This window comes from Streptomyces sp. HUAS MG56 (assembly GCF_058673395.1).
In genome coordinates this window covers 9482888-9503961 of record NZ_CM178722.1, presented here as the reverse complement: position 1 = coordinate 9503961, position 21074 = coordinate 9482888, and the positions used below count along the sequence as shown (strand labels likewise).

Genomic DNA, 21074 nt, shown 5'->3' with positions numbered 1-21074 from the left:
CCCTGGGCGCGGGACCGGGGTGCCGGTCAGGCGCCTCGGCCGGTGAGCCAGGCGTCGGTGGCCTCGGCGGTGGAGCGGGCGTGGTCCTCCATCATCGTGAAGTGGTTGCCGGGGACGTCGAGGACGGTGTGGGCCCGGCGCCAGGAGGTCTGCCACTCCTCGGGCCGCATCTCCGCACCGGGTTCCGCGGGTACGGGGGGCTCGCTGGAGCGCACCAGCAGCACGGGGCACTCCAGGGGGCCCGGCTCCCATTCCCCGATCATCGCGACGTACCAGCTCATCGCGGTGAGCCGGTCGGAGTCCATGTGCGCGAACAGGGACTCCCGTTCGAACATGCCGGCCAGCATCTGCTGGGAGAAGCGCAGGAACGGGGAGTCGGCGCGCGGCATGTAGGTGTCGAGCAGGACGACGGCGGCCGGTGCGGCGCCGCGCTCCTGCATCCGCCGGGCGGCGGACAGGGCGAGGACACCGCCGGAGGACGAGCCGAGCAGGACCGGCGGGGTGTCTCCCACGGTGCGGTGCACGGCGTCGGCGTGCAGGTCGGCGATGGCGTCGTGGGTGGCCGGCAGCGGCTCTCCGGTGCCGAAGCCCTGGGTGGGCAGGGCCCAGACGTCGCGCCGGCCGCGGAAGGCGGAGGCGAACCGGGCGTACTGGTGGACTCCGGCGAGGGCGACGTAGGAGCTGAAGCAGACCAGCGGTGCGGCGGTGTCACCGGCGGAGAGCCGGATCGCGCCGGGCAGGGCGGGCAGTTCGTCCGGTGCGGTGAAGGTGGGGCGCAGTCCGGCCGCCGCCTGGAGCAGGGTGAAGCCGTCGTCGACGCGGCCGTCGAGGCAGGCCTGCTTGAACAGTCCGCCGAGGGTGTCCTCGGCGCGGATGTCGGGCGTGCCCGCGGCCGGCCCCGGCCGGCCGGTGTCCTGGGCCTGGGCGGCCTGCTCGCCGAGCCTGGTGTGCAGATGGGCGGCGAGGGCTTCGGGGGTGGCGTGGTCGAACAGCAGGGTCGGCGCCAGTTTCAGGCCGGTGGCGGTGGCGAGGTGGTTGCGGAGTTCGACCACGGTGAGGGAGTCGAAGCCCTGCTCGGTGAAGAGCCGGTCGGGCTCCACCTCGTCCGCGCTCGCGTGTCCGAGCACGGTGGCGGCGAGGTCGCGCACCAGGCCGAGCAGCAGGGCGCGGCCCTCGTCGGGGGTGCGTCCGGCCAGGAGCGACGGGGCGGCCGCCGCGGACGGGCCGGCCACGGTCCGGCGCCGTGCCGTCGCGGTGGCCGGCCGCAGCATCGACCGGACCCCGGCCCGGCCCGCGCCGGTGGCGACGGCGATCACCGCGGGATCGGTGGTGGTGAGGGCGTCGTCGAGGAGGGCCAGGGCGTCCTCGGTGGTCAGGGGGCGCAGGCCGCCGCGGGCCAGTCGGCCGCGGTCCGCCTGTGACAGGCGGGCGGTCATGCCGCTGGAGTCGCCCCACAGTCCCCAGGCGACGGAGGCCGCGGGCAGGCCGAGTGAGCGCCTGAGGGCGGCGAGGCCGTCGAGGAAGGCGTTCGCCGCGGCGTAGTTGGCCTGGCCGGGAGCGCCGAAGGTGCCCGCCGCCGAGGAGAACAGCACGAACGCCGCCGGGTTGTGGGCCGTCGTGGCGTGGTGCAGGTGCCAGGCTCCGTCCGCCTTCGGGCGCAGCACCGTGTCGAAGCGGGCGCCGTCGAGCGCGGTGAGGACGGCGTCGTCGGTGACACCGGCCGCGTGGATCACTCCGGTCAGCGGGGCGTCGGCGGGCAGCCGGGTCAACAGCCGCTCCACGTCGGCCCGTTCGGCGACGTCACAGGCCTCCAGCCGGACTCGGGCGCCCAGTTCGGTCAGCTCGGCGACGAGGGTGTCCGCGCCGTCGGCGGCGGGGCCGCGCCGCCCGGCGAGCAGCAGGGAGCGCACGCCGTGCCGGGTGACCAGGTGGCGGGCGACCGCCCGGCCGAGGGTGCCGGTGGCGCCGGTGACGAGCACCGTTCCCGCCGCGAGGTCCGGCGTGGCGCCCGTGGCGGCGGGTGCGGCGTCGGGGTGCAGGACCTGTTCGGCGCGGACGGCGCTGTGCGGGCGCCCGGAGGCGATGGCGGCGGCCGACGCCGCGTCGTCGCCCTCGGTGTCGCCGGACAGGTCCACCAGCTGGAACCGGCCGGGGTGTTCGGCCTGTGCGGCGCGTACCAGGCCCCACAGGGCGGCACCGGTCACGTCCGGCAGGACCACGCCGGGGGCGTCGGTGTCCTGGCCGGCGGTCACCGCGGAGCGGGTGACGAACACCAGCCGGGCGTCGGCGTACCGCTCGTCGGCGAGCCAGCCGCACATCAGCTCGTGGGCGCGGGACAGGTGGCCGCGGACCGCCTCGGGCATGCCGTGGCCGTCGGGGTGGCGCGGCTCGGCAGCGACGATGACCACCTCGGGCATGGTCATGCCGGTGTCGACGGCCTTGCCGAGGGCTTCGAGGTCGGCGTAGGTCTCCAGGTGTACGCCGGCCGCGTCGAGGGCGGCGGCCACCCGGTCGTCGCCCTCGCCGAGGACGATCCAGCGCGCCGTGCGCGCGGCGGGCGGCTCGGGGGCCGGGCGGCTCTCCTGCCAGTCCAGGCGCAGCAGTTCGGGCCGGTCCGGCTCGGCGGCCGGGGCGGCGGCCACCGTGCGCAGGGTGATGGCGTCGGCGGTGGCGACGGCCCGCCCGCTGGTGTCGGTGACCAGGACCCGGTAGCCGTGGTCGTGGTCGGCCGGGGTCAGGCGCACCCGGAGCGCGGTCGCGCCGGTGGCGTGCACGGTCAGTCCCGTCCAGGCGAACGGCAGCATGGGCGCCGCGGCCTCGTCGTCGTCGCCCCTGCCGGGCCGTGCCACCAGGAGTGTCTGGACGGCCGCGTCGAGCAGCGCCGGGTGCAGCACGTGCCGTGCGGCGTCCTGCCGGTACGGCTCCGGCAGCGCGACCTCGGCGTACATCTCGTCGTCGCGCTCCCACACGGTGCCGAGGCCCTGGAAGCTCGGCCCGTACGTGAAGCCCGCGGCGGCGAAGGCCGCGTAGGGGTCCTGCTCGGAGACGACGGAGGCGTTCGGCGGGGGCCACGCGGTCAGGTCGTCGGCCGGTACGGACGGGGGTTGCGGGGCGAGGGTGCCCTGGGCGTGCCGCTGCCAGTCCCCGTCGCCCGTCCCGGGCCGCGACCACACGGCGAAGGCACGCCGTCCGTCGTCGGCGGCGGCGTCGACGGTGACGTGGAGGTCCACGGCGCCTTCGGCGGGCACGACGAGCGGGCGGAGCAGGGTGAGTTCGCTCAGGTGGCCGCAGCCGGTGCGGTCGCCCACGTGCACGGCGAGGTCGAGGTATCCGGTGGCGGGCAGGATGACCTGGCCGAGGACGGTGTGGTCGGCGAGCCAGGGGTGGCTGCGCAGGGACAGCCGTCCGGTGAACAGGAGGTCGTCCGAGCCGGCGCGGGCGATCTCGGCCGCGAGGAACGGGTGCTGCGCCGCGCGCAGTCCGGCCGCGCCGGGATCCCCGGCGGGTGCCGCGGTCGGCAGCCAGAACCGCTGCCGCTGGAAGGCGTAGGTGGGCAGGTGCGTGGTGCGGGCGCCGGGCAGGAGCGCCGCCCAGTCGAGGTCGGTGCCGTGTGCGAACAGGGTGCCGACGGCCCGGAGCAGGCAGTCGGTCTCGGGCTTGTCCCGCAGGACGGCGGCCACGAGCACCGGCTCGTCCGCGGCGGCGGACTCCGTCTCGGCCAGGGCCGACTCGGCGAGCGTGGTGAGCGGGCCGTCCGGGCCGACCTCCAGGAAGCGGCGGGCGCCGAGGCCGTACAGCTGGGTCACGCAGTCGTGGAAGCGGACCGGCTCACGCACGTGCCGTACCCAGTACTCGGGGTCGGTGAGCCGGCCGGTGTCCGCCGTCCGGCCGGTCAGGGCGGAGACGACGGGCAGGTTCGGCTCGTTGTAGGTGATGCCGGTGGCGACGGCCCGGAAGTCGTCGAGCACCGGGTCCATCAGCGGGGAGTGGAAGGCGTGGCTGACCCGCAGCCGGGTGGTGCGCCGGCCGGCCGCCGAGAAGTGCTCGCAGATCCGGGCGACGGCCTCCTGCGTACCGGAGACGACGGTCGCGGCGGGCCCGTTGAGGGCGGCGATGCCGACTTCGTGCTCGTGTCCGGCGAGGAGCGGCAGCACCTCCTCCTCGCCGGCCCGGATCGACGCCATCGCACCGCCGGACGGGAGCGCCTGCATGAGGCGGCCGCGGGCGGCGACCAGGGCGCAGGCGTCGTCGAGGGAGAAGACCCCGGCGACGTGGGCGGCGGCGATCTCGCCGATGGAGTGTCCGGCGACGAGGTCCGGGCGTACGCCCCACGACTCCAGCAGCCGGTACAGGGCGACTTCGAAGGCGAACAGCGCGGGCTGGGCGTGCTCGGTGCGGTTCAGCAGCTCGGCGTCGTCGCCCAGGACCACCTCGCGCAGTCCGGGAACGCGCTCGCACACGGCGTCGAAGGTGTGCGCGAACACCGGGTGGGCGGCGTGCAGTTCGCGGCCCATGCCCGGACGCTGGGCGCCCTGCCCGGTGAAGAGGAACGCCGTGCGGCCGTTGCCGCGTGCGGTGCCGGTGACCGTGCCGGGCAGCGGCACGCCCTGGGCCAGCGCCGCGAGTTGGGCGGTGAGCCCGTCGCGGTCGGCGCCGACGAGGACGGCGCGCCGGGGGAACGGTGTCCGGGTGGTCGCCAGCGCCAACGCGGTGTCGGCGAGGTCGACTTCGGGGTGCTCTGTGACGTGGTCGAGCAGACGGGCGGCCTGGGCGCGCAGGGCGTCCCGGCTGCGTGCGGTGACGACCCAGGGAACGTACGAACCGTCCGCGACCGGGACGACAGAAGTGTCACCGGCAACCGGTTCGCCGGTCACATCCTCCAGGATCACATGCGCGTTGGTCCCGCTGATACCGAACGAGGACACACCCGCACGCCGCGGACGCTCCCCCGCCCGCGGCCACACACGCGCCCGCGTCAGCAACTCCACCGCACCCGCCGACCAGTCCACATGCGACGACGGCTCATCCACATGCAACGTCGCCGGCAACACACCATGACGCATCGCCAGCACCATCTTCATCACACCCGCCACACCCGCACCCGCCTGCGTGTGACCCACATTCGACTTCACCGACCCCAACCACAACGGCCCCTCCCCCGCACGCTCCCGCCCGTACGTGGCCAACAGCGCCTGCGCCTCGATCGGATCACCCAACCGCGTCCCCGTACCATGCGCCTCCACCACATCCACCTCAGCCGCAGACACACCCGCATCCGCCAACGCGGCCCGGATCACCCGCTGCTGCGACGGACCGTTCGGCGCACTCAACCCGTTCGACGCACCGTCCTGATTCACCGCCGAACCCGCCACCACCGCCAACACCGGATGCCCCAGACGCCGCGCATCCGACAACCGCTCCACCAACAGCAGACCACCACCCTCCGAGAACCCCGTACCATCCGCCCCATCCGCAAACGCCTTGCACCGACCATCCGCCGCCAACCCCTGCTGACGACTGAAATCCACGAACAGACCGGGCGTGGACATCACGGTGACGCCGCCCGCCAGGGCCAGGTCGCACTCCCCGGTGCGCAGCGCCTGTGCCGCGAGGTGGAGGGCGACGAGCGAGGACGAGCAGGCGGTGTCGACGGTGACCGCGGGGCCCTCCAGCCCGAAGGTGTAGGACACGCGGCCCGACAGGACGGCGGCGGAGTTGCCCGTGCCCAGGTGGGCGCCGACCTCGTCGCCCGGTGCGAGCGGACGGGAGGTGTAGTCCTGGTAGTTGGTGCCGGCGAACACACCGGTCCGGCTGCCGCGCAGCGACCGCGGATCGATGCCCGCCCGCTCGAACGTCTCCCAGGCGACCTCCAGCAGGAGCCGCTGCTGCGGGTCCATGGCCAGGGCTTCGCGGGGCGAGATGGCGAAGACGCCGGGGTCGAAGTCGGCGAAGCCGTCGAGGAAGCCACCGGTGAGCGTGGAGGTGCGGCCCGCCGTACCCGGTTCGGGGTCGTAGAGTCCGGCCAGGTCCCAGTCCCGGTCCGTCGGGAAGGGGCCCATGGCGTCGGTCCCGTCGGCCAGGAGCCGCCAGAACCGCTCCGGGGTGTCCGCTCCGCCGGGGAAGCGGCAGGCCATGCCGACGATCACGACCGGGTCCTCGGCCGTGTCCCGGCGGGTGACGGTGACGGCACCGGCGGAGGCGGCGGGGCCCGCCGGGGCGAGCTGCTCGCCGAGGTGTTCGGCCAGGGCCGCGGGCGTGGGGTAGTCGTAGACGAGGGTGGCGGGCAGCCGCATGCCGGTCGCCTCGCCGAGCGTGTTGCGCAGCTCGACGGCGGTGAGGGAGTCGAAGCCGAGTTCCCGGAAGGCCCGGGCGGGTTCGACGTCGTCGGGACTGGGGTGGTTGAGGACGTACGCGATGTGTCCGCGGACCAGTTCGAGCAGCGCGTGGCGCCGTTCGGCGTCCCCGAGGGCGGCGATGGTGGCCATCAGGTCGTTCTCGTCGGCGCCGGAGGCGGTCGGGGCGGCTGCGCGGCGGGCGCGCAGCTGTTCCAGGTCCGGGAGTTGGGCGTAGAGGCGGCGTGGCCGGCCCTTGTCGAGTTCGGCGCCGAACACCTCCCAGTCGATGTCGGTGACGACGAGTGCGGTGTCGTCCTGGTCGAGGGCGTCCTGGAGGGCGGTGACGGCGACGGCGGGGTCCATGAGGCGGACGCCGTGGCGCTGGAGGCGCTCGCCGACGGTGCCGGCCGCCATGCCTCCGTCGGCCCAGCCGCTCCAGGCGACCGCCGTGGCGGGCAGGCCGCGGGAGCGGCGGTCCTCGGCGAGGGCGTCGAGGTAGGCGTTGCCGGGGGCGTAGTTGCCGTGTCCGGGGCTGCCGAAGACGCCCGAGGAGGAGGAGAACAGCACGAACGCGGAGAGGTCCAGGTCGCGGGTGGCGGCGTCGAGGTTCAGCGCGCCGCCCACCTTGACCCGCAGGACCTCGGCGAGGCGTTCGGGTGTGAGCGAGCCGATGACGCCGTCGTCGAGGACCGCGGCGGTGTGGAAGACGGCGGTGAGGGGGCGTTCCTCGGGGATGGTGGCCAGGAGTGCGGCGAGGTCCGCGGGGTCGGCTATGTCGCGGGCGACGAGTTCGGCGTGGGTACCGGCGGCGTTCAGTTCGGCGAGCAGTTCGGCGGCGCCTTCCGCGTCGGGGCCTGAGCGGCTGACGAGGAGGAGGTGCGGGGCTCCCGCGCGGGCGAGCCAGCGGGCCACGTGGCGGCCGAGGGCGCCGGTGCCGCCGGTGACGAGGACGGTGCCCTGCGGACGCCACTGGCGGCGGCCGGGCAGTCCGCCGACGGCGGCGCGCTCCAGTCGGCGGCCGAGGACGCCGGTGGGGCGTACGGCGACCTGGTCCTCGTGGTCGGTGCGGGCGAGGACGGCGGCGACGCGGTCGGCGGTGCGGGCGTCGAGCTGGTCGGGCAGGTCGATCAGGCCGCCCCAGCAGTCGGCCTGTTCCAGGGCGACGACCCGGCCGAAGCCCCAGACGAGTGCCTGGGCCGGGGCGGTCGGGGCGGTGCCGGAGCGGGTGGCGACGGCGCCGCGGGTGAGGAACCACACGGGCAGCCGGGTGCCCAGGTCGTCCAGCGTCTGCACGAGGGCGACGGTGGTGGCGAACCCGCCGGGCAGCTGGGGGTGCCGGGGGTGCGGGCTGTCGTCCAGGGCGAGCAGGGACAGCACGCCGCGGGCGCCGTCGGTCGCGTCGGCCAGTGCGGCGGCGAGGCCGGTGCGGTCGAGGTGGCCGTCGACGGTCACGGGGACGCAGTCGGCGCCCGCGCGGGTCAGGGCGGCCCGGACCGCGGTGGCCTCGGGTCCGTTCTCGTGGCCGCGGGGGACGACGAGGGTCCAGCGGCCGGTGAGGGAGGGGGCCGTCGGGTCCTGCAGCGGGTGCCAGGTGATGCGGTAGCGCCAGCGGTCGGCGGTGGCGCGGTCGGCGCCGCGGCGCCGGTAGCCGGCGAGGGCGGGGGCCAGGGTGGCCGCGGTCTGTGTGTCGAGGCCGAGCGCTTCGGCGAGCGTGGCGTGGTCGCCGGATTCGACGGCCTGCCAGAACGGGGCGTCCGCGCCGTCGGTGGTCCGCGGGGTCGCGACGGTGGTGAACGCGGGCCAGTAGCGGCGGCGTTGGAAGGCGTAGACGGGCAGGTCGACGCGGTGTGCGGGCTCGTCGTGGACGGCTTCCCAGTCCACGGAGCCGCCGCGGACGGCGAGGCCGGCCACGGACTGCAGGAAGCGTTCGGTCCCGCCTTCGGAGCGGCGCAGGGTGCCGAGGACGGCGCCGTCGGTGATGCCGAGGTCGTCGAGGATGTCTCCGACGGCGGTGGTGACCACGGGGTGCGGGGCCATCTCGACGAAGACGCGCTGTCCGGCGTCGGCGAGGGCGCGCACCGTGCTCTCGAAGCGGACGGTGCGGCGGATGTTGTCGTACCAGTAGGCGGCGTCGAGCGTGGTGGTGTCCTCGATGCGTGCCCCGGTGACCGTGGAGTGGAAGGGGATCTCGGCGGGGCGCGGGCGCACCGGGGCGAATCCGGCGAGCAGGGCGTCGCGGACCTCCTCGACCTGGGCGCAGTGGGAGGCGTAGTCCACGGGGACGCGGCGTGCGCGGATGCCGTCGTCGGTGAGGCGGGCCAGCAGGGCGGCGAGCGGCTCGGCGTCGCCGGAGACGGTGACGGAGCGCGGGCCGGTGACGGAGCCGACGGAGATCCGGCCGTCGTAGGGGGCGATGAGCCGCTCGACCTCGGCGAGCGGCAGGGGTACGGCGACCATGCCGCCGCGGCCGGTGATGGCGGTCAGCTCGCGGGAGCGGGCGACGACGACGCGGGCCGCGTCCTGGAGGGTGAGGACGCCGGCGATGTGGGCGGCGGCGATCTCGCCCTGGCTCTGTCCGGCGACCGCGGCGGGGCGGACCCCGCACGCCATCCACAGTCGGGCGAGGGCGACGCAGACGACGAAGAGGGTGGGCTGGACGACGTCGAGCCGTTCCAGGGGCGGGGCGCCCGGGGTGCCGCGCAGGACGTCCAGGACGCGGTAGTCGGTGAACTCCTCGACGGCGGCGGCGGCTTCGTCGAAGAAGGCGCGGAACCGGGCGTCCGTGTCGAGGAGTTCGGTGGCCATGCCCTCCCACTGGGGGCCCTGGCCGGGGAAGAGGAAGACCGGGTCGCCCTCGGTGTCGGCGACGCCGCGCACCACGGCGGGGTCGGGGGCGGCGTCGGCCAGGGCGGTCAGGCCGCGCAGGAGCACGTCGTGGTCGGCGGCGACGACGACGGCGCGGTGTTCTAGGGCGGACCGGGTGCCCGCGAGGGACCAGGCGAGGTCGGCGGGGTGCGGCCCGCCGTCCGGGGCGGAGCGCAGGTGGGCGGCGAGCCGGCGTGCCTGGTCGCGCAGGGCGGCCGCGGTGCGGCCGGAGACGGCGAAGGCGCGCGGGCGGGGAGCCTCGCGCGGTTCGGTGGTGTCGTCCTGTGCGGCGGGCGGGGCCTGTTCGAGGATGACGTGGGCGTTGGTGCCGCTGACGCCGAAGGAGGACACGCCGGCGCGGCGCGGCCGGTCGCCGACGGCCGGCCAGGCGCGGGCTTCGGTGAGCAGTTCGATGTTGCCGGCGGACCAGTCGACGTGCCGGCTGGGCCGGTCGACGTGGAGCGTGGCGGGCAGCCGGCCCGCGCGCAGCGCGAGGACCGTCTTGATGATGCCGGCGACGCCGGCCGCGGCCTGGGTGTGGCCGATGTTCGACTTCACCGAGCCGAGCAGCAGCGGCCGGTCCGCGGGCCGGTCCTGGCCGTAGGTGGCGAGCAGGGCCTGGGCCTCGATGGGGTCGCCGAGGGTGGTGCCGGTGCCGTGCGCCTCGACGGCGTCGACGTCGGCGGGGGCGAGCTGCGCGCTGTTCAGCGCCTGCCAGATGACGCGTTCCTGGGAGGGCCCGTTGGGGGCGGTGAGGCCGTTGGACGCGCCGTCCTGGTTGACGGCCGAGCCGCGCAGGACGGCGAGGACGGGATGTCCGTTGCGGCGGGCGTCGGAGAGCCGTTCGACGACGAGCATTCCGGCGCCCTCGCCCCAGGCGGTGCCGTCGGCGGTGTCGGCGAACGCGCGGCAGCGGCCGTCCGGCGACAGGCCGCGCTGGCGGCTGAACTCCAGGAAGATCGTGGGCGTCGACATGATGGTGACGCCGCCGGCGAGGGCGAGGTCGCACTCCCCCGCGCGCAGGGCCTGCGCCGCCAGGTGGAGGGTGACCAGGGAGGAGGAGCAGGCGGTGTCGACGGAGACGGCGGGGCCTTCGAGGCCGAGGGTGTAGGAGATCCGGCCGGACAGCACGCTGGACGCGTTGCCCACCCCGTCGTCGCCCGCGTTGTCGGACAGGCTGAGCAGGGTGGTGTAGTCCTGAAGGTTGGTGCCGCAGAACACGCCGGTGCGGCTGCCGCGCAGGGCGAGCGGGTCGAGCCCGGCGCGCTCCAGGGCCTCCCAGCAGATCTCCAGCAGGATGCGCTGCTGCGGATCGGTGCCGACGGATTCGCGCGGCGAGATGCCGAAGAACCCGGCGTCGAAGTCGCCGACGCGGTCGATGAATCCGCCGGTGCGGGTGTAGCTGCGGCCGGGCGTGCCCGGGGTCGGGTCGTACAGGGCGTCGATGTCCCAGCCGCGGTCGCGCGGCCAGTCGGTCATGGCGTCGGTGCCGTCGTCGAGCAGCCGCCACAGGTCGTCGGGGTCGTTGACACCGCCGGGGAATCGGCAGCCCATGGCGACGATCGCCAGGGGTTCGTGCTGGTGTGCCTCGGCCGCGGCCAGGCGCTGCCGCGTCTGGTGGAGGTCGGCCGTGACCTTCTTCAGGTAGCCGAGGAGCTTGTCCTCATCGGTCATGTCGTGTCACCCGTTCTCAGGTCCCGTGGCCGTGCCGTCAGGAGATGCCGAGGTCGTTCTCGATGAAGTCGAAGATCTCGTCCGCGCCGGCGGACTGGATCCGGTCGCTGACGTCGTCCCCGCCGGTGGCGGGGGCGGCGAGGGCGGTTGTGGCCCGGCCGGTGAAGCCGCCGAGGAGCGACTGCAGCCGGGCGCCGATGCGGTCGCGCCGGGCGTCGTCCTGCGGCAGTGCGGCGAGGGCCGCCTCCAGGGTGTCCAGCCCGGCGAGGACGGCGGCGGCGCCGTCGGTGTCGTCCGAGAGCCGGCCGCGCAGATACCCGGCGAGTGCCGTGGCGCTCGGCTGGTCGAACAGCAGCGTCGCGGGGAGCGCGAGGCCGGTGGCGGCGCCGATCCGGTTGCGCAGTTCGACGGCCATCAGCGAGTCGAATCCGAGGGCGTTGAACGCCGTCGTGGCGCCGACGCGGTCGGTGCCGGTGTGGCCGAGGACGGCGGCGGCCTCGGTGCGCACCAGGGCGGTCAGGGTGCGTTCGCGCTCGGCGGCGGACTGTCCGGCGAGCTGTTCGCGCAGGGCGTGCGAGGCGCCCGCGGTGTTCTGGGGGCGGCGGGCGAGCAGGTCGCGGACCTCGGGGAGGTCGGCGAGCAGCGGGCTGGGCCGGGAGGTGGTGAAGCCGGGTGCGAAGCGGGCCCAGTCGATGTCGGCGACGGCGAGGACGGCGTCGGTGCGGGCGACGGCCCGGCCGAGGGCGTCGACCGCCCGCTCGGGGTCGAGCGGCTCGATGCCGCCGCGCCGCATACGGCTCTCGCCGTCGGCGTCGGCGCCGGCCATGCCGCCGCCGGCCCACGGCCCCCAGGCCAGGGAGGTGGCGGGCAGCCCGGCGGCCCTGCGGTGTTCGGCCAGGGCGTCCAGGTAGGCGTTGGCCGCCGCGTAGTTGGCCTGACCGATGGTGCCGAGGGTGCCGGAGACCGACGAGTACAGGACGAACGCGGTGAGCTCGCGCCCGCGCGTCAGTTCGTCGAGATGGCGGGCGGCCGCCAGCTTGGGGCGCAGGACGCGGTCCAGGGCGGCGCGGTCCATCCCGTCGAGGAGCCGGTCGTCGAGCACCCCCGCGGTGTGGACGACGGCGTCCACGGGGTGTTCGGCGAGGAGCGCGGCGAGCGCCTCGCGGTCGGCGGTGTCGCAGGCGGCCAGGACCAGTTCGGTACCGGAGTCGGCGAGCGCGTCCTTGAGGCGGGCGGCGCCCTCGGCGGCCGCGCCGGAGCGGCTGACGGCCAGGATGCGGCCGGCGCCCTGCGCGGCGAGCCAGGCGGCCGTGCGCACGCCGAGCGCGCCGGTGGCTCCGGTGAGCAGGACGGTGCCCGACCAGTCGGGCGCGGGCGCCAGGGGCGTACCGGCCGGGACGCGTTCGAGGCGGCGCAGGAAGGTGCCCGCGGGTCGTACGGCGATCTGGTCCTCGCCGGTGCGGCCGGCCAGTGCGGCGGCCAGGCGCCGGGCCACGTCGGCCGGGACGGCGGTGTCGGTCCCGGCGGGCAGGTCGACCAAGCCGCCCCACAGTTGCGGGTGTTCGAGGGCTGCGGTGCGGCCCAGTCCCCACACGGCGGCCTGCTCGGGGGCCATGGGTGCCTCCGTGCCGAGCACGCCCGCGGCGCCCGCGGTGAGCGCCCACAGCCGCGCCGCGTCGGTGCCGTCGGCGCCGTCGGCGAGTGCCTGGACGAGGGCGGCGGTGGCGGCGAGACCGGCCGGTACGGCGTCGTGTCCGGGCAGCGCGTCGGTGTCGGCGGCGAGCAGGGACACCACTCCGGTCCAGGGCCCGGCGTCGTCCTGGCGCAGGTCCGCAAGGGCGGCGGCCAGGGCGGTGCGGTCGGCGGTGGCGCAGTCGACGGGCAGGACGCGGACGCGGGCGCCGTGGGCGGTGAGCGCGTCGGCGACGGAGGTGGCCCAGGGGCCGCCGTCGAGACGGCCGGGGACGGCGAGGAGCCAGCCGCCGGTGAGGGTGGCGGCGGTGTCGGCGGCGGGCCGCCACACCACGCGGTGTTCCCAGCGCTGGATCTGCGCCTGCCTGCGGTCCTCGCCGCGCCAGGCGGCGAGCGCGGGCAGTACGGCGCTGAGCGGGGCGTCGCTGTCGACGGCGAGGCGCTCGGCGAGGGCCGCGGGGTCCGCGGCCTCGACCAGTTCCCAGAACGCGGCGTCCTGGCCGGCCGCGGCGGCGGGCGCGGACGCCTCCAGCCAGAAGCGCTCGCGCTGGAAGGCGTAGGTCGGCAGGGGCACGGGCCGGGCTTCGGTGTCCGCCGGTACGGCCGGTACGTCACCGAGCCCGTGCACGTGCAGGGTGCCGGCGGCGAGCAGCGCGGAACGGTCCTCGGGCAGGCCGCGGCGTGCCAGGGGTACGGCGGTCACCGCCGCGGAGTCGCTGACGCCGTCCTGGACCAGGGCGGTGAGGGTGGCGTCGGGGCCGAGTTCGAGGAAGCGGTTGGCACCGCTCTCCTCCAGCGTGCGGACCATGTCGGCGAAGCGGACGGCCTGGCGGACGTGGCGCACCCAGTAGTCGGGGGTGAGCAGGTCGTCGCCGGTCGCGAGGGCGCCGGTCACGTTGGACACGACGGGCACGGTGGGGGCGTGGAAGCCGACGCGGCCGGCGACGGCGCGGAAGTCGTCGAGCATGGCGTCCATCAGCGGTGAGTGGAAGGCGTGGCTGACCTTCAGGCGCCGGGTCTTGCGGCCCCGTGCGGCGAACTCGGCGGCGATCTGCGTCACGTCCTCGGCCTGGCCGGAGACGACCACGGAGACGGGCCCGTTGACCGCGGCGACGGCGACGCGGTCGGCGCGGTCGGCCAGCAGGGGCAGTACTTCCTGCTCGGTCGCCTCCAGGGCGGCCATGGCGCCGCCCTCGGGCAGGCTCTGCATGAGCCGGCCGCGCGCCCCGACCAGCGCGCAGGCGTCGGCCAGGTCGAAGACGCCGGCGACGTGCGCGGCGGTCAGTTCGCCGATGGAGTGCCCGGCGAGCACGTCGGGCCGTACGCCCCAGGACGTGGCCAGGGCGTGGGCGGCGGTGCCGTAGGCGAAGAGCGCGGCCTGGGTGTAGGCGGTGCGGTCCAGCATGGCGGCCTCGGCGCTGTCGGCCGCGGCGAAGACGACGTCGCGCAGCGGCGGTCCGTCGAGGTGGCGGTCGAGTTCGGCGCACGCCGCGTCGAAGGTCCGCGCGTAGACGGGGTGGGCGTCGTACAACTCGCGGCCCATGCCGGGGCGTTGGGCGCCCTGGCCGCTGAACAGGACGGCGAGCCGGCCGCCGTCGGCGGTGCCGGTGGCCGTGCCGGGGTGCGGCTCGCCGGAGGCGACGGCGGCGAGCCCGGCCAGGAGTTCCTCGCGGTCGGCGGCGACGACCGCGGCGCGGTGGGCCTGCGGGTGGCGGGCGACGGCGAGGGTGCGGGCGACGTCGCGGGGGTCGTCGTCGTGGTGCAGGAGGTGGGTGCGCAGCCGGGCCGCCTGGGCGCGCAGCGCGTCCGGGGTGTGTCCGGAGACGGGGTACACCCGGGGCACGGCGGCGGACTCGGGCCGCTCGGCGCCGGGCTCGGCGGCGGGGGGTTCTTCGAGGACGACGTGGGCGTTGCTGCCGCTGATGCCGAAGGAGGACACGCCCGCGCGGCGGGGCCGGTCACCGCGGGCCGGCCAGGGCCGGGCCTCGGTGAGCAGCTCGATGGTGCCGCTGGACCAGTCGATGTGCGGGGAGGGCTCGTCGACGTGCAGGGTGCGCGGCAGTTCGCCGTGGCGCATGGCCATGACCATCTTGATGACGCCCGCGGCGCCCGCGGCGGCCTGGGTGTGCCCGAAGTTGGACTTGGCGGAGCCCAGCAGCAGCGGTTCGCCCTCGGGGCGTGCGCGGCCGTAGGTGGCGAACAGCGCCTGTGCCTCGATGGGGTCGCCGAGGGTGGTGCCGGTGCCGTGCGCCTCGACGGCGTCGACGTCGGCCGGGGCGAGCCCGGCCGAGGCCAGCGCCTGGCGGATGACGCGCTCCTGGGAGGGGCCGTTGGGTGCGGTCAGGCCGTTGGAGGCGCCGTCCTGGTTGGTGGCGGAGCCGCGGACCACGGCGAGGACGGGGTGGCCGCCCCGGCGGGCGTCGGAGAGGCGTTCCAGCAGGAGCATGCCGACGCCCTCGGAGAAGCTGGTGCCGTCGGCGGAGGCGGCGAACGCCTTGCAACGGCCGTCGGCGGCCAGCCCGTTCTGGGCGGTGAACTCGGTGTAGGTGCCGGGTGTGGCCATGACCGTGACACCGCCGGCCAGCGCCATGGTGCACTCGCCCTGGCGCAGGGCGTGGGCGGCGAGGTGCAGGGCGACCAGGGCGGAGGAGCAGGCGGTGTCGACCGTCATGGTCGGCCCCTCCAGGCCGAAGGTGTAGGCGACGCGGCCGGACAGGACGCTGCCGGACACGCCGAGCCCGATGTAGCCCTCCATGCCCTCGGGGATGTCGGCCAGGCCGGAGGCGTAGCCGGAGCCCATCGCGCCGACGTAGACGCCGGTGCCGCTGCCGCGCAGGGACAGCGGGTCGATCCCGGCGCGCTCGAAGACCTCCCAGGAGGTCTCCAGGAGCAGCCGCTGCTGGGGGTCCATGGCGAGCGCCTCGCGGGGGGCGATGCCGAACAGGGCGGCGTCGAAGTGCGTGGCGCCGTACAGGAATCCGGCCTCCAGGCCGGGCAGGCGGTCCAGGTCCCAGCCGCGGTCGGTGGGGAAGGCGCCGATGGCGTCGCCGCCCTCGGACACGAACCGCCACAGGTCCTCGGGCGAGCTGACGCCGCCGGGGTACTGGCAGGCCATGGCGACGACGACGACGGGGTCGTCCTCCTCGGCTGCGGCCGTCCTGGAGATGAACTCCTCGGTGGCGCCGGTGAGTTCGCGGGCCAGGTGGCGGGCGAGCGCGCTGGGGCGGGGGTGGTCGAAGACGAGCGTCGCGGGCAGCCGCAGTCCCGTCTCGGCGTTGAGCCGGTTACGCAGGTCGACGGAGGTGAGGGAGTCGAAGCCGAGGTCCTTGAAGGACTGTTCGCCGTCGACGGCACCGGCCGAGCCGTGTCCGAGGGCGACCGCGGCGTGCCGGCGGACGACGTCGAGCAGGAGGCGTTCCTGGTCGGGTGCGGACAGTGCGGACAGGCGGCGGCCGAGCGCGGAGGCGTCCGTGCCGGCCGCCCGGGCGGCGCGCCGGGCCGGTGCCGGGACGAGGCCGTGCAGCAGGGTGGGCAGCCGCCCGGCCGAGGCGGCGGAGCGCAGCGCGGCCGGGTCGGTGCGCAGCGGGGCGAGGAGGGGCTCGCCGGTGGCGAGGGCCTGGTCGAGCAGCCGCAGCGCGGCGTCGGGGTCCAGGGCGGGCAGTCCGGAGGCCGCGATGCGACGCCGGTCCTCGTTGCCGAGGCCGCCGGTCATGCCTCTGTCGTGGTCCCACAGGGTCCAGGCCAGTGAGGTGGCGGGCAGACCGGCGGTGCGGCGGTGGTGGGCGAGGGCGTCCAGGACGGTGTTGGCGGCGGCGTAGTTGGCCTGTCCAGCGCCGCCGAGCAGGCCGGAGGCCGAGGAGAACAGGACGAAGGCGGTGAGGTCGGCGTCCCGGGTCGCCTCGTGCAGGGCGAGCGCGGCGTCCGCCTTGGCGCGCAGCACGGGGGCGAGCCGGTCGGGGGTGAGCGAGCCGAGCACGCCGTCGTCGAGGACGCCCGCGGTGTGCACCACGCCGCGCAGCGGCCGGTCGGCGGGCAGCGTGCCGAGCAGTGCGGCCAGCGCGCCGGGGTCGGCGGCGTCGCAGGCCTCGACGCGTACGGCGGCCCCGTGCGCGGTGAGTTCGTCCGTCAGCTCGCGGGCGCCGGGGGCGTCGGTGCCGCGCCGGGAGGTGAGCAGCAGGGAGCGCACGCCGTGGGTGGTGACCAGGTGGCGGGCGACCAGGGCGCCGAGCGCGCCGGTGCCGCCGGTGATCAGGACGGTGCCGTCGGCGTCCCAGCCGGGCGCCCGGTCGGACGCGGCGGTGCGGGCCAGCGCGGGTGTGCGCAACGTGCCCTCACGCAGAGCGAGTTGGGTGGCGCCGGTGCTGACGGCGGCGGCGAGGGCGGCGCGGGAGGCGTCGGTGTCGTCGAGGTCGGCGAGGACGAGACGGCCCGGGTTCTCGGTCTGGGCCGAGCGGACCAGGCCCCAGACGGCGGCGGCGGACAGGTCGGTGACGTCCTCGCCGTCGGCCGCGCTCACGGCGCCGCGTGTGACGATCACGAGCGGGGCGCCGTCGGTGCGCGGATCGGCCAGCAGTGTCTGCAGGTCGGTCAGGACGCGGCCGGCGATGCTCGCGGGGGTCTCGTCGGGGGCGGAGGCGTACGGCAGGACCACGGCCGTGGGTGTGTCGTCGGCGCCGAGTGCCGGCCGGGCGGGAACCAGGCCCGCCGGATCGCCGCAGCCGAGCCGCCAGCCGTCGGTGTCCGCGGTGCCGGGCAGGGTGGTGTCGCTCCAGCGCACGGTGAACAGGGCGCCGTCGGCGGGCCGGGAGGTGTGCAGGGCGTCCTGGGAGACCGGGCGGCTGACGAGGGAGGCGACGGTGGCGACGGGGCGTCCGGTGCCGTCGGCGAGGTGCAGGCCGACGGCACCGGAGGGGCCGCGGTCCAGGCGGACCCGGAGCTCGGTGGCACCGACGGCGTGCAGGGTGACGCCGCTGAACGCGAACGGCAGGCCCACGCCCGCTCGTTCGGCGCCGTCGTCGCCGCCGTCACCGGCGAGCTGGGCGTGCAGGGCGGCGTCCAGGAGGGCCGGGTGCAGGCCGAACCGGGCGGCGTCGCGGTGCTGTTCCTCGGGGAGCACCACCTCGGCGTACCAGGTGTCGCCGGAGCGCCAGGCGGCCCGCAGGCCCTGGAAGACGGGACCGTACCGGTAGCCCTGGGCGGCGAGGGCGTCGTAGAAGCCGTCCAACGGGAGGCTGTGGGCGTCCGCGGGCGGCCAGGCGACGGGCTCGGCCTCGGGCGCGGCGGGCGCCGGGGCGAGGACGGCGGTGGCGTGCCGGGTCCAGGGGCTGTCGTCGTCGGCGTCGGCCCGGGAGTGCACGGCGACCGGCCGGCGGCCGTCGGCGTCGGGGGCGCCGAGGGCGATCTGGAGCTGGACGCCGCCGGCGTCCGGGAGGACCAGCGGGGCTTCGAGGGTGAGGTCGTCGAGGAGGCCGCAGCCGACCTCGTCACCGGCGCGCAGCACGAGTTCGACGAACGCGGTGCCCGGGAGCAGGACGGTGCCGGACACGGTGTGGTCGGCGAGCCAGGGCTGGGTGCGGGTGGACAGCCGGCCGGTGAGCAGCACGCGGTCGTCGTCGGCGACGCGGACGACGGCCCCGAGCAAGGGGTGTCCGGTGCCGGTGAGCCCGGCGCCGGTGACGTCGCCGGTGGTGCCGGCGGGCCGCAGCCAGTAGCGGTCGCGCGTGAACGCGTAGGTGGGCAGGTCGACTTGGAGGTCGGTCGGGTCGCTGCCGAGCAGGGCGGCCAGGTCGACGGAGACTCCGTGGGCGTGGGCGGCGGCGACGGCGGCGAGCAGGGTGTCCGGCTCGGCGCGGTCCTTGCGCAGCACGGGCGCGCAGAGCCGGTCGACGGTGTCGTCGGGCAGTGCGGCGCGGACGAGCGCGGTGAGGGTGGTGTCGGGGCCGAGTTCCAGGTAGCGGGTGACGCCGTGGGTGGCGAGCCAGTCGACGCCGTCGCCGAAGCGGACGGCGTGGCGCAGGTGGCGCACCCAGTAGTCGGCGGAGGACAGTTCCTCGGCGGTGGCCGGGCGTCCGGTGAGGTTGGAGACCACGGTCAGGCGCGGCGGGTGCGCGGTGACGCTCTCGGCGACGGCGCGGAAGGCGTCGAGGACGGCGTCCATGCGCGCCGAGTGGAAGGCGTGCGAGACCCGCAGTCTGCGGGTGGTACGGCCGCGGGCGCCGAGCGCCGAGGCGACGGCCTCGACGGCGGCCTCGTCGCCGGAGATCACGGTGGCGCGCGGGCCGTTGACGGCGGCCACCGACACGGCGCCGCCGTGTTCGGCGAGCAGCGCGGCCACCTCGTCCTCGGCGGCCTCGACGGAGACCATCGCGCCGCCGCGCGGCAGGTCCTGCATCAGCCTTCCGCGGGCGGCGACGAGCCGGCAGGCGTCGGGCAGCGACCACACGCCGGCGACGTGCGCGGCGGACAGTTCGCCCAGCGAATGCCCGAGGAGGTACTTGGGCGTGACGCCCCATGATTCCAGCAGGCGGTGGAGGGCGACCTCGACGGCGAACAGGGCGGGCTGGGCGAGGCCGGTCTCCCGCAGCGCCGCGTCGTCCGGGGCGCTGTCGAAGACGGCTTCCTTCAGGCTCAGTCCGAGTTCGGGGTCGAGGTGGGCGCACACCTCGTCGAAGGCCCGGGCGAACGCGGGGAACGCGCCGTACAGTTCGCGGCCCATGCCGGGACGCTGGGCGCCCTGTCCGGAGAAGAGGAACGCGGTCGCGCCGCGCAGGGTGCGGCCGGTCACGACGGCCGGGTGTTCCTCCCCCGCGGCGAGGGCGCGCAGGGCGTCGCGGGTGCCGGCCAGGTCCGCCGCGAGGACGACGGCCCGGTGTTCGAAGGCCTGCCGGGTGGCGGCGAGGGCGCGGGCGGTGACGTGCGGGTCGTCGGCGGGGTGGGCGTCGGTGTGCGCCAGGAGGCGGGCGGCCTGGGCGCGCAGCGCTTCGGTGCCGCGCGCGGACAGCGGCCAGAGCGCCAGGGGCAGCCGTACGGCGGTCGCGGGGGCGGGGGCCTGGGGCTCCGCCGACTCCTCGGGCTCCTCGGGCTCCTCGGGCGCGGCCTCCAGGATGGTGTGCGCGTTGGTGCCGCTGATGCCGAAGGAGGAGACGGCGGCGCGGCGGGGGCGGCCTTCGGTGAGCGGCCAGTCGGTGGCTTCGGTGAGCAGCCGGACGTGCCCGGCGTCCCAGTCGACGTGGGTGGAGGGCTGGTCCACGTGCAGGGTGCGGGGCAGGCGCCCGTGCTGGAGGGCCAGCACCGTCTTGATGACGCCGGCGACGCCGGCCGCCGCCTGGGTGTGGCCGAGGTTCGACTTCAACGAGCCCAGGTACAGGGGCCGTTCGGCGGTCCTGGCCCGGCCGTAGGTGGCGAGCAGCGCCTGTGCCTCGATGGGGTCGCCGAGGGTGGTGCCGGTGCCGTGGGCCTCGACGGCGTCGACGTCGGCCGCGGTGATCCCGGCGCCTGCGAGGGCCTGTTCGATGACGCGCTGCTGGGCGGGCCCGTTGGGCGCGGTCAGACCGTTGGAGGCGCCGTCGGAGTTGACGGCGGAGCCGCGGACCACGGCCAGCACCGGGTGTCCGTTGCGGCGGGCGTCGGAGAGGCGTTCCACCAGCAGCAGGCCCACGCCCTCGGACCAGCCGGTGCCGTCGGCGGATTCGGCGAACGCCTTGCAGCGTCCGTCCGGGGCGAGCCCGCGCTGCCTGCTGAACTCGAACAGCAGACCCGGGGTGGCCATGACGGCGACACCGCCGGCCAGGGCGAGGTCGCACTCACCGGCGCGCAGCGCCTGCACCGCCCAGTGCAGGGCGACCAGGGAGGAGGAGCAGGCGGTGTCGACGGTGACGGTCGGGCCCTCCAGGCCCAGGACGTAGGAGATGCGGCCGGAGGCGACCGAGGTCGCGTTGCCGGCGAGCATCAGTCCGTGCACGTCCTCGGGCACCTCGACCGGGCCCTGGCCGTAACCGGAGGTCGCGGCTCCCACGAACACACCGGTGGAGCTGCCGCGCAGGGTCTGCGGCCGGATGCCGGCGCGCTCCAGCAGCTCCCACGACGCCTCCAGCAGGATCCGCTGCTGCGGGTCGGTGGCGAGGGCCTCGCGGGGGCTCATGCCGAAGAAGGCGGCGTCGAAGGAGGCGGCGTCGCGCAGGAAGCCGCCCTCCCGGGTGGAGAAGGTGCCGGGCCGGTCGGGGTCGGGGTCGTAGCGGTCCTCGATGTCCCAGCCGCGGTCCTGTGGCAGCGGGCCGATGGCGTCCCGGCCCTCGTCGACCAGCCGCCACAGGTCCTCGGGCGAACGGATGTCGCCGGGGAACCGGCAGCTCATCGCGACGACGGCGATCGGCTCCCGGCTGCGGTCCTCGACCTCGCGCAGCCTGCGGCGGGTCTGGCGGAGTTCACCCGTGACCCGCTTGAGGTATTCCACGTACTTGTCGTCGTCAGCCACGAGAGTCACTTCCTTGAACCGGGCGGAGCCGGGGC

General features: G+C 76.0%; 2 protein-coding genes. Both read right to left on the bottom strand.

The annotated features are described in order from the left end of the window. Nucleotides 1-26 precede the first annotated feature (26 nt). Entirely contained in the window at nucleotides 27-10874 is a 10848-nt protein-coding gene (locus AC4OXY_RS43405; RefSeq protein ID WP_491992467.1) for a type I polyketide synthase, read from the bottom strand. A gap of 37 nt (nucleotides 10875-10911) precedes the next feature. Next, nucleotides 10912-21039, bottom strand: a complete 10128-nt coding sequence (locus AC4OXY_RS43400; RefSeq protein WP_491992466.1) for a type I polyketide synthase — start codon at nucleotides 21037-21039, stop codon at nucleotides 10912-10914. Between the last annotated feature and the right edge of the window lie 35 nt (nucleotides 21040-21074).

Coding starts and splice junctions, on each gene's coding strand:
- AC4OXY_RS43405 (WP_491992467.1), bottom strand. CDS start 10,874: ATGACCGATGAGGACAAGCTCCTCGGCTACCTGAAGAAGGTCACGGCC.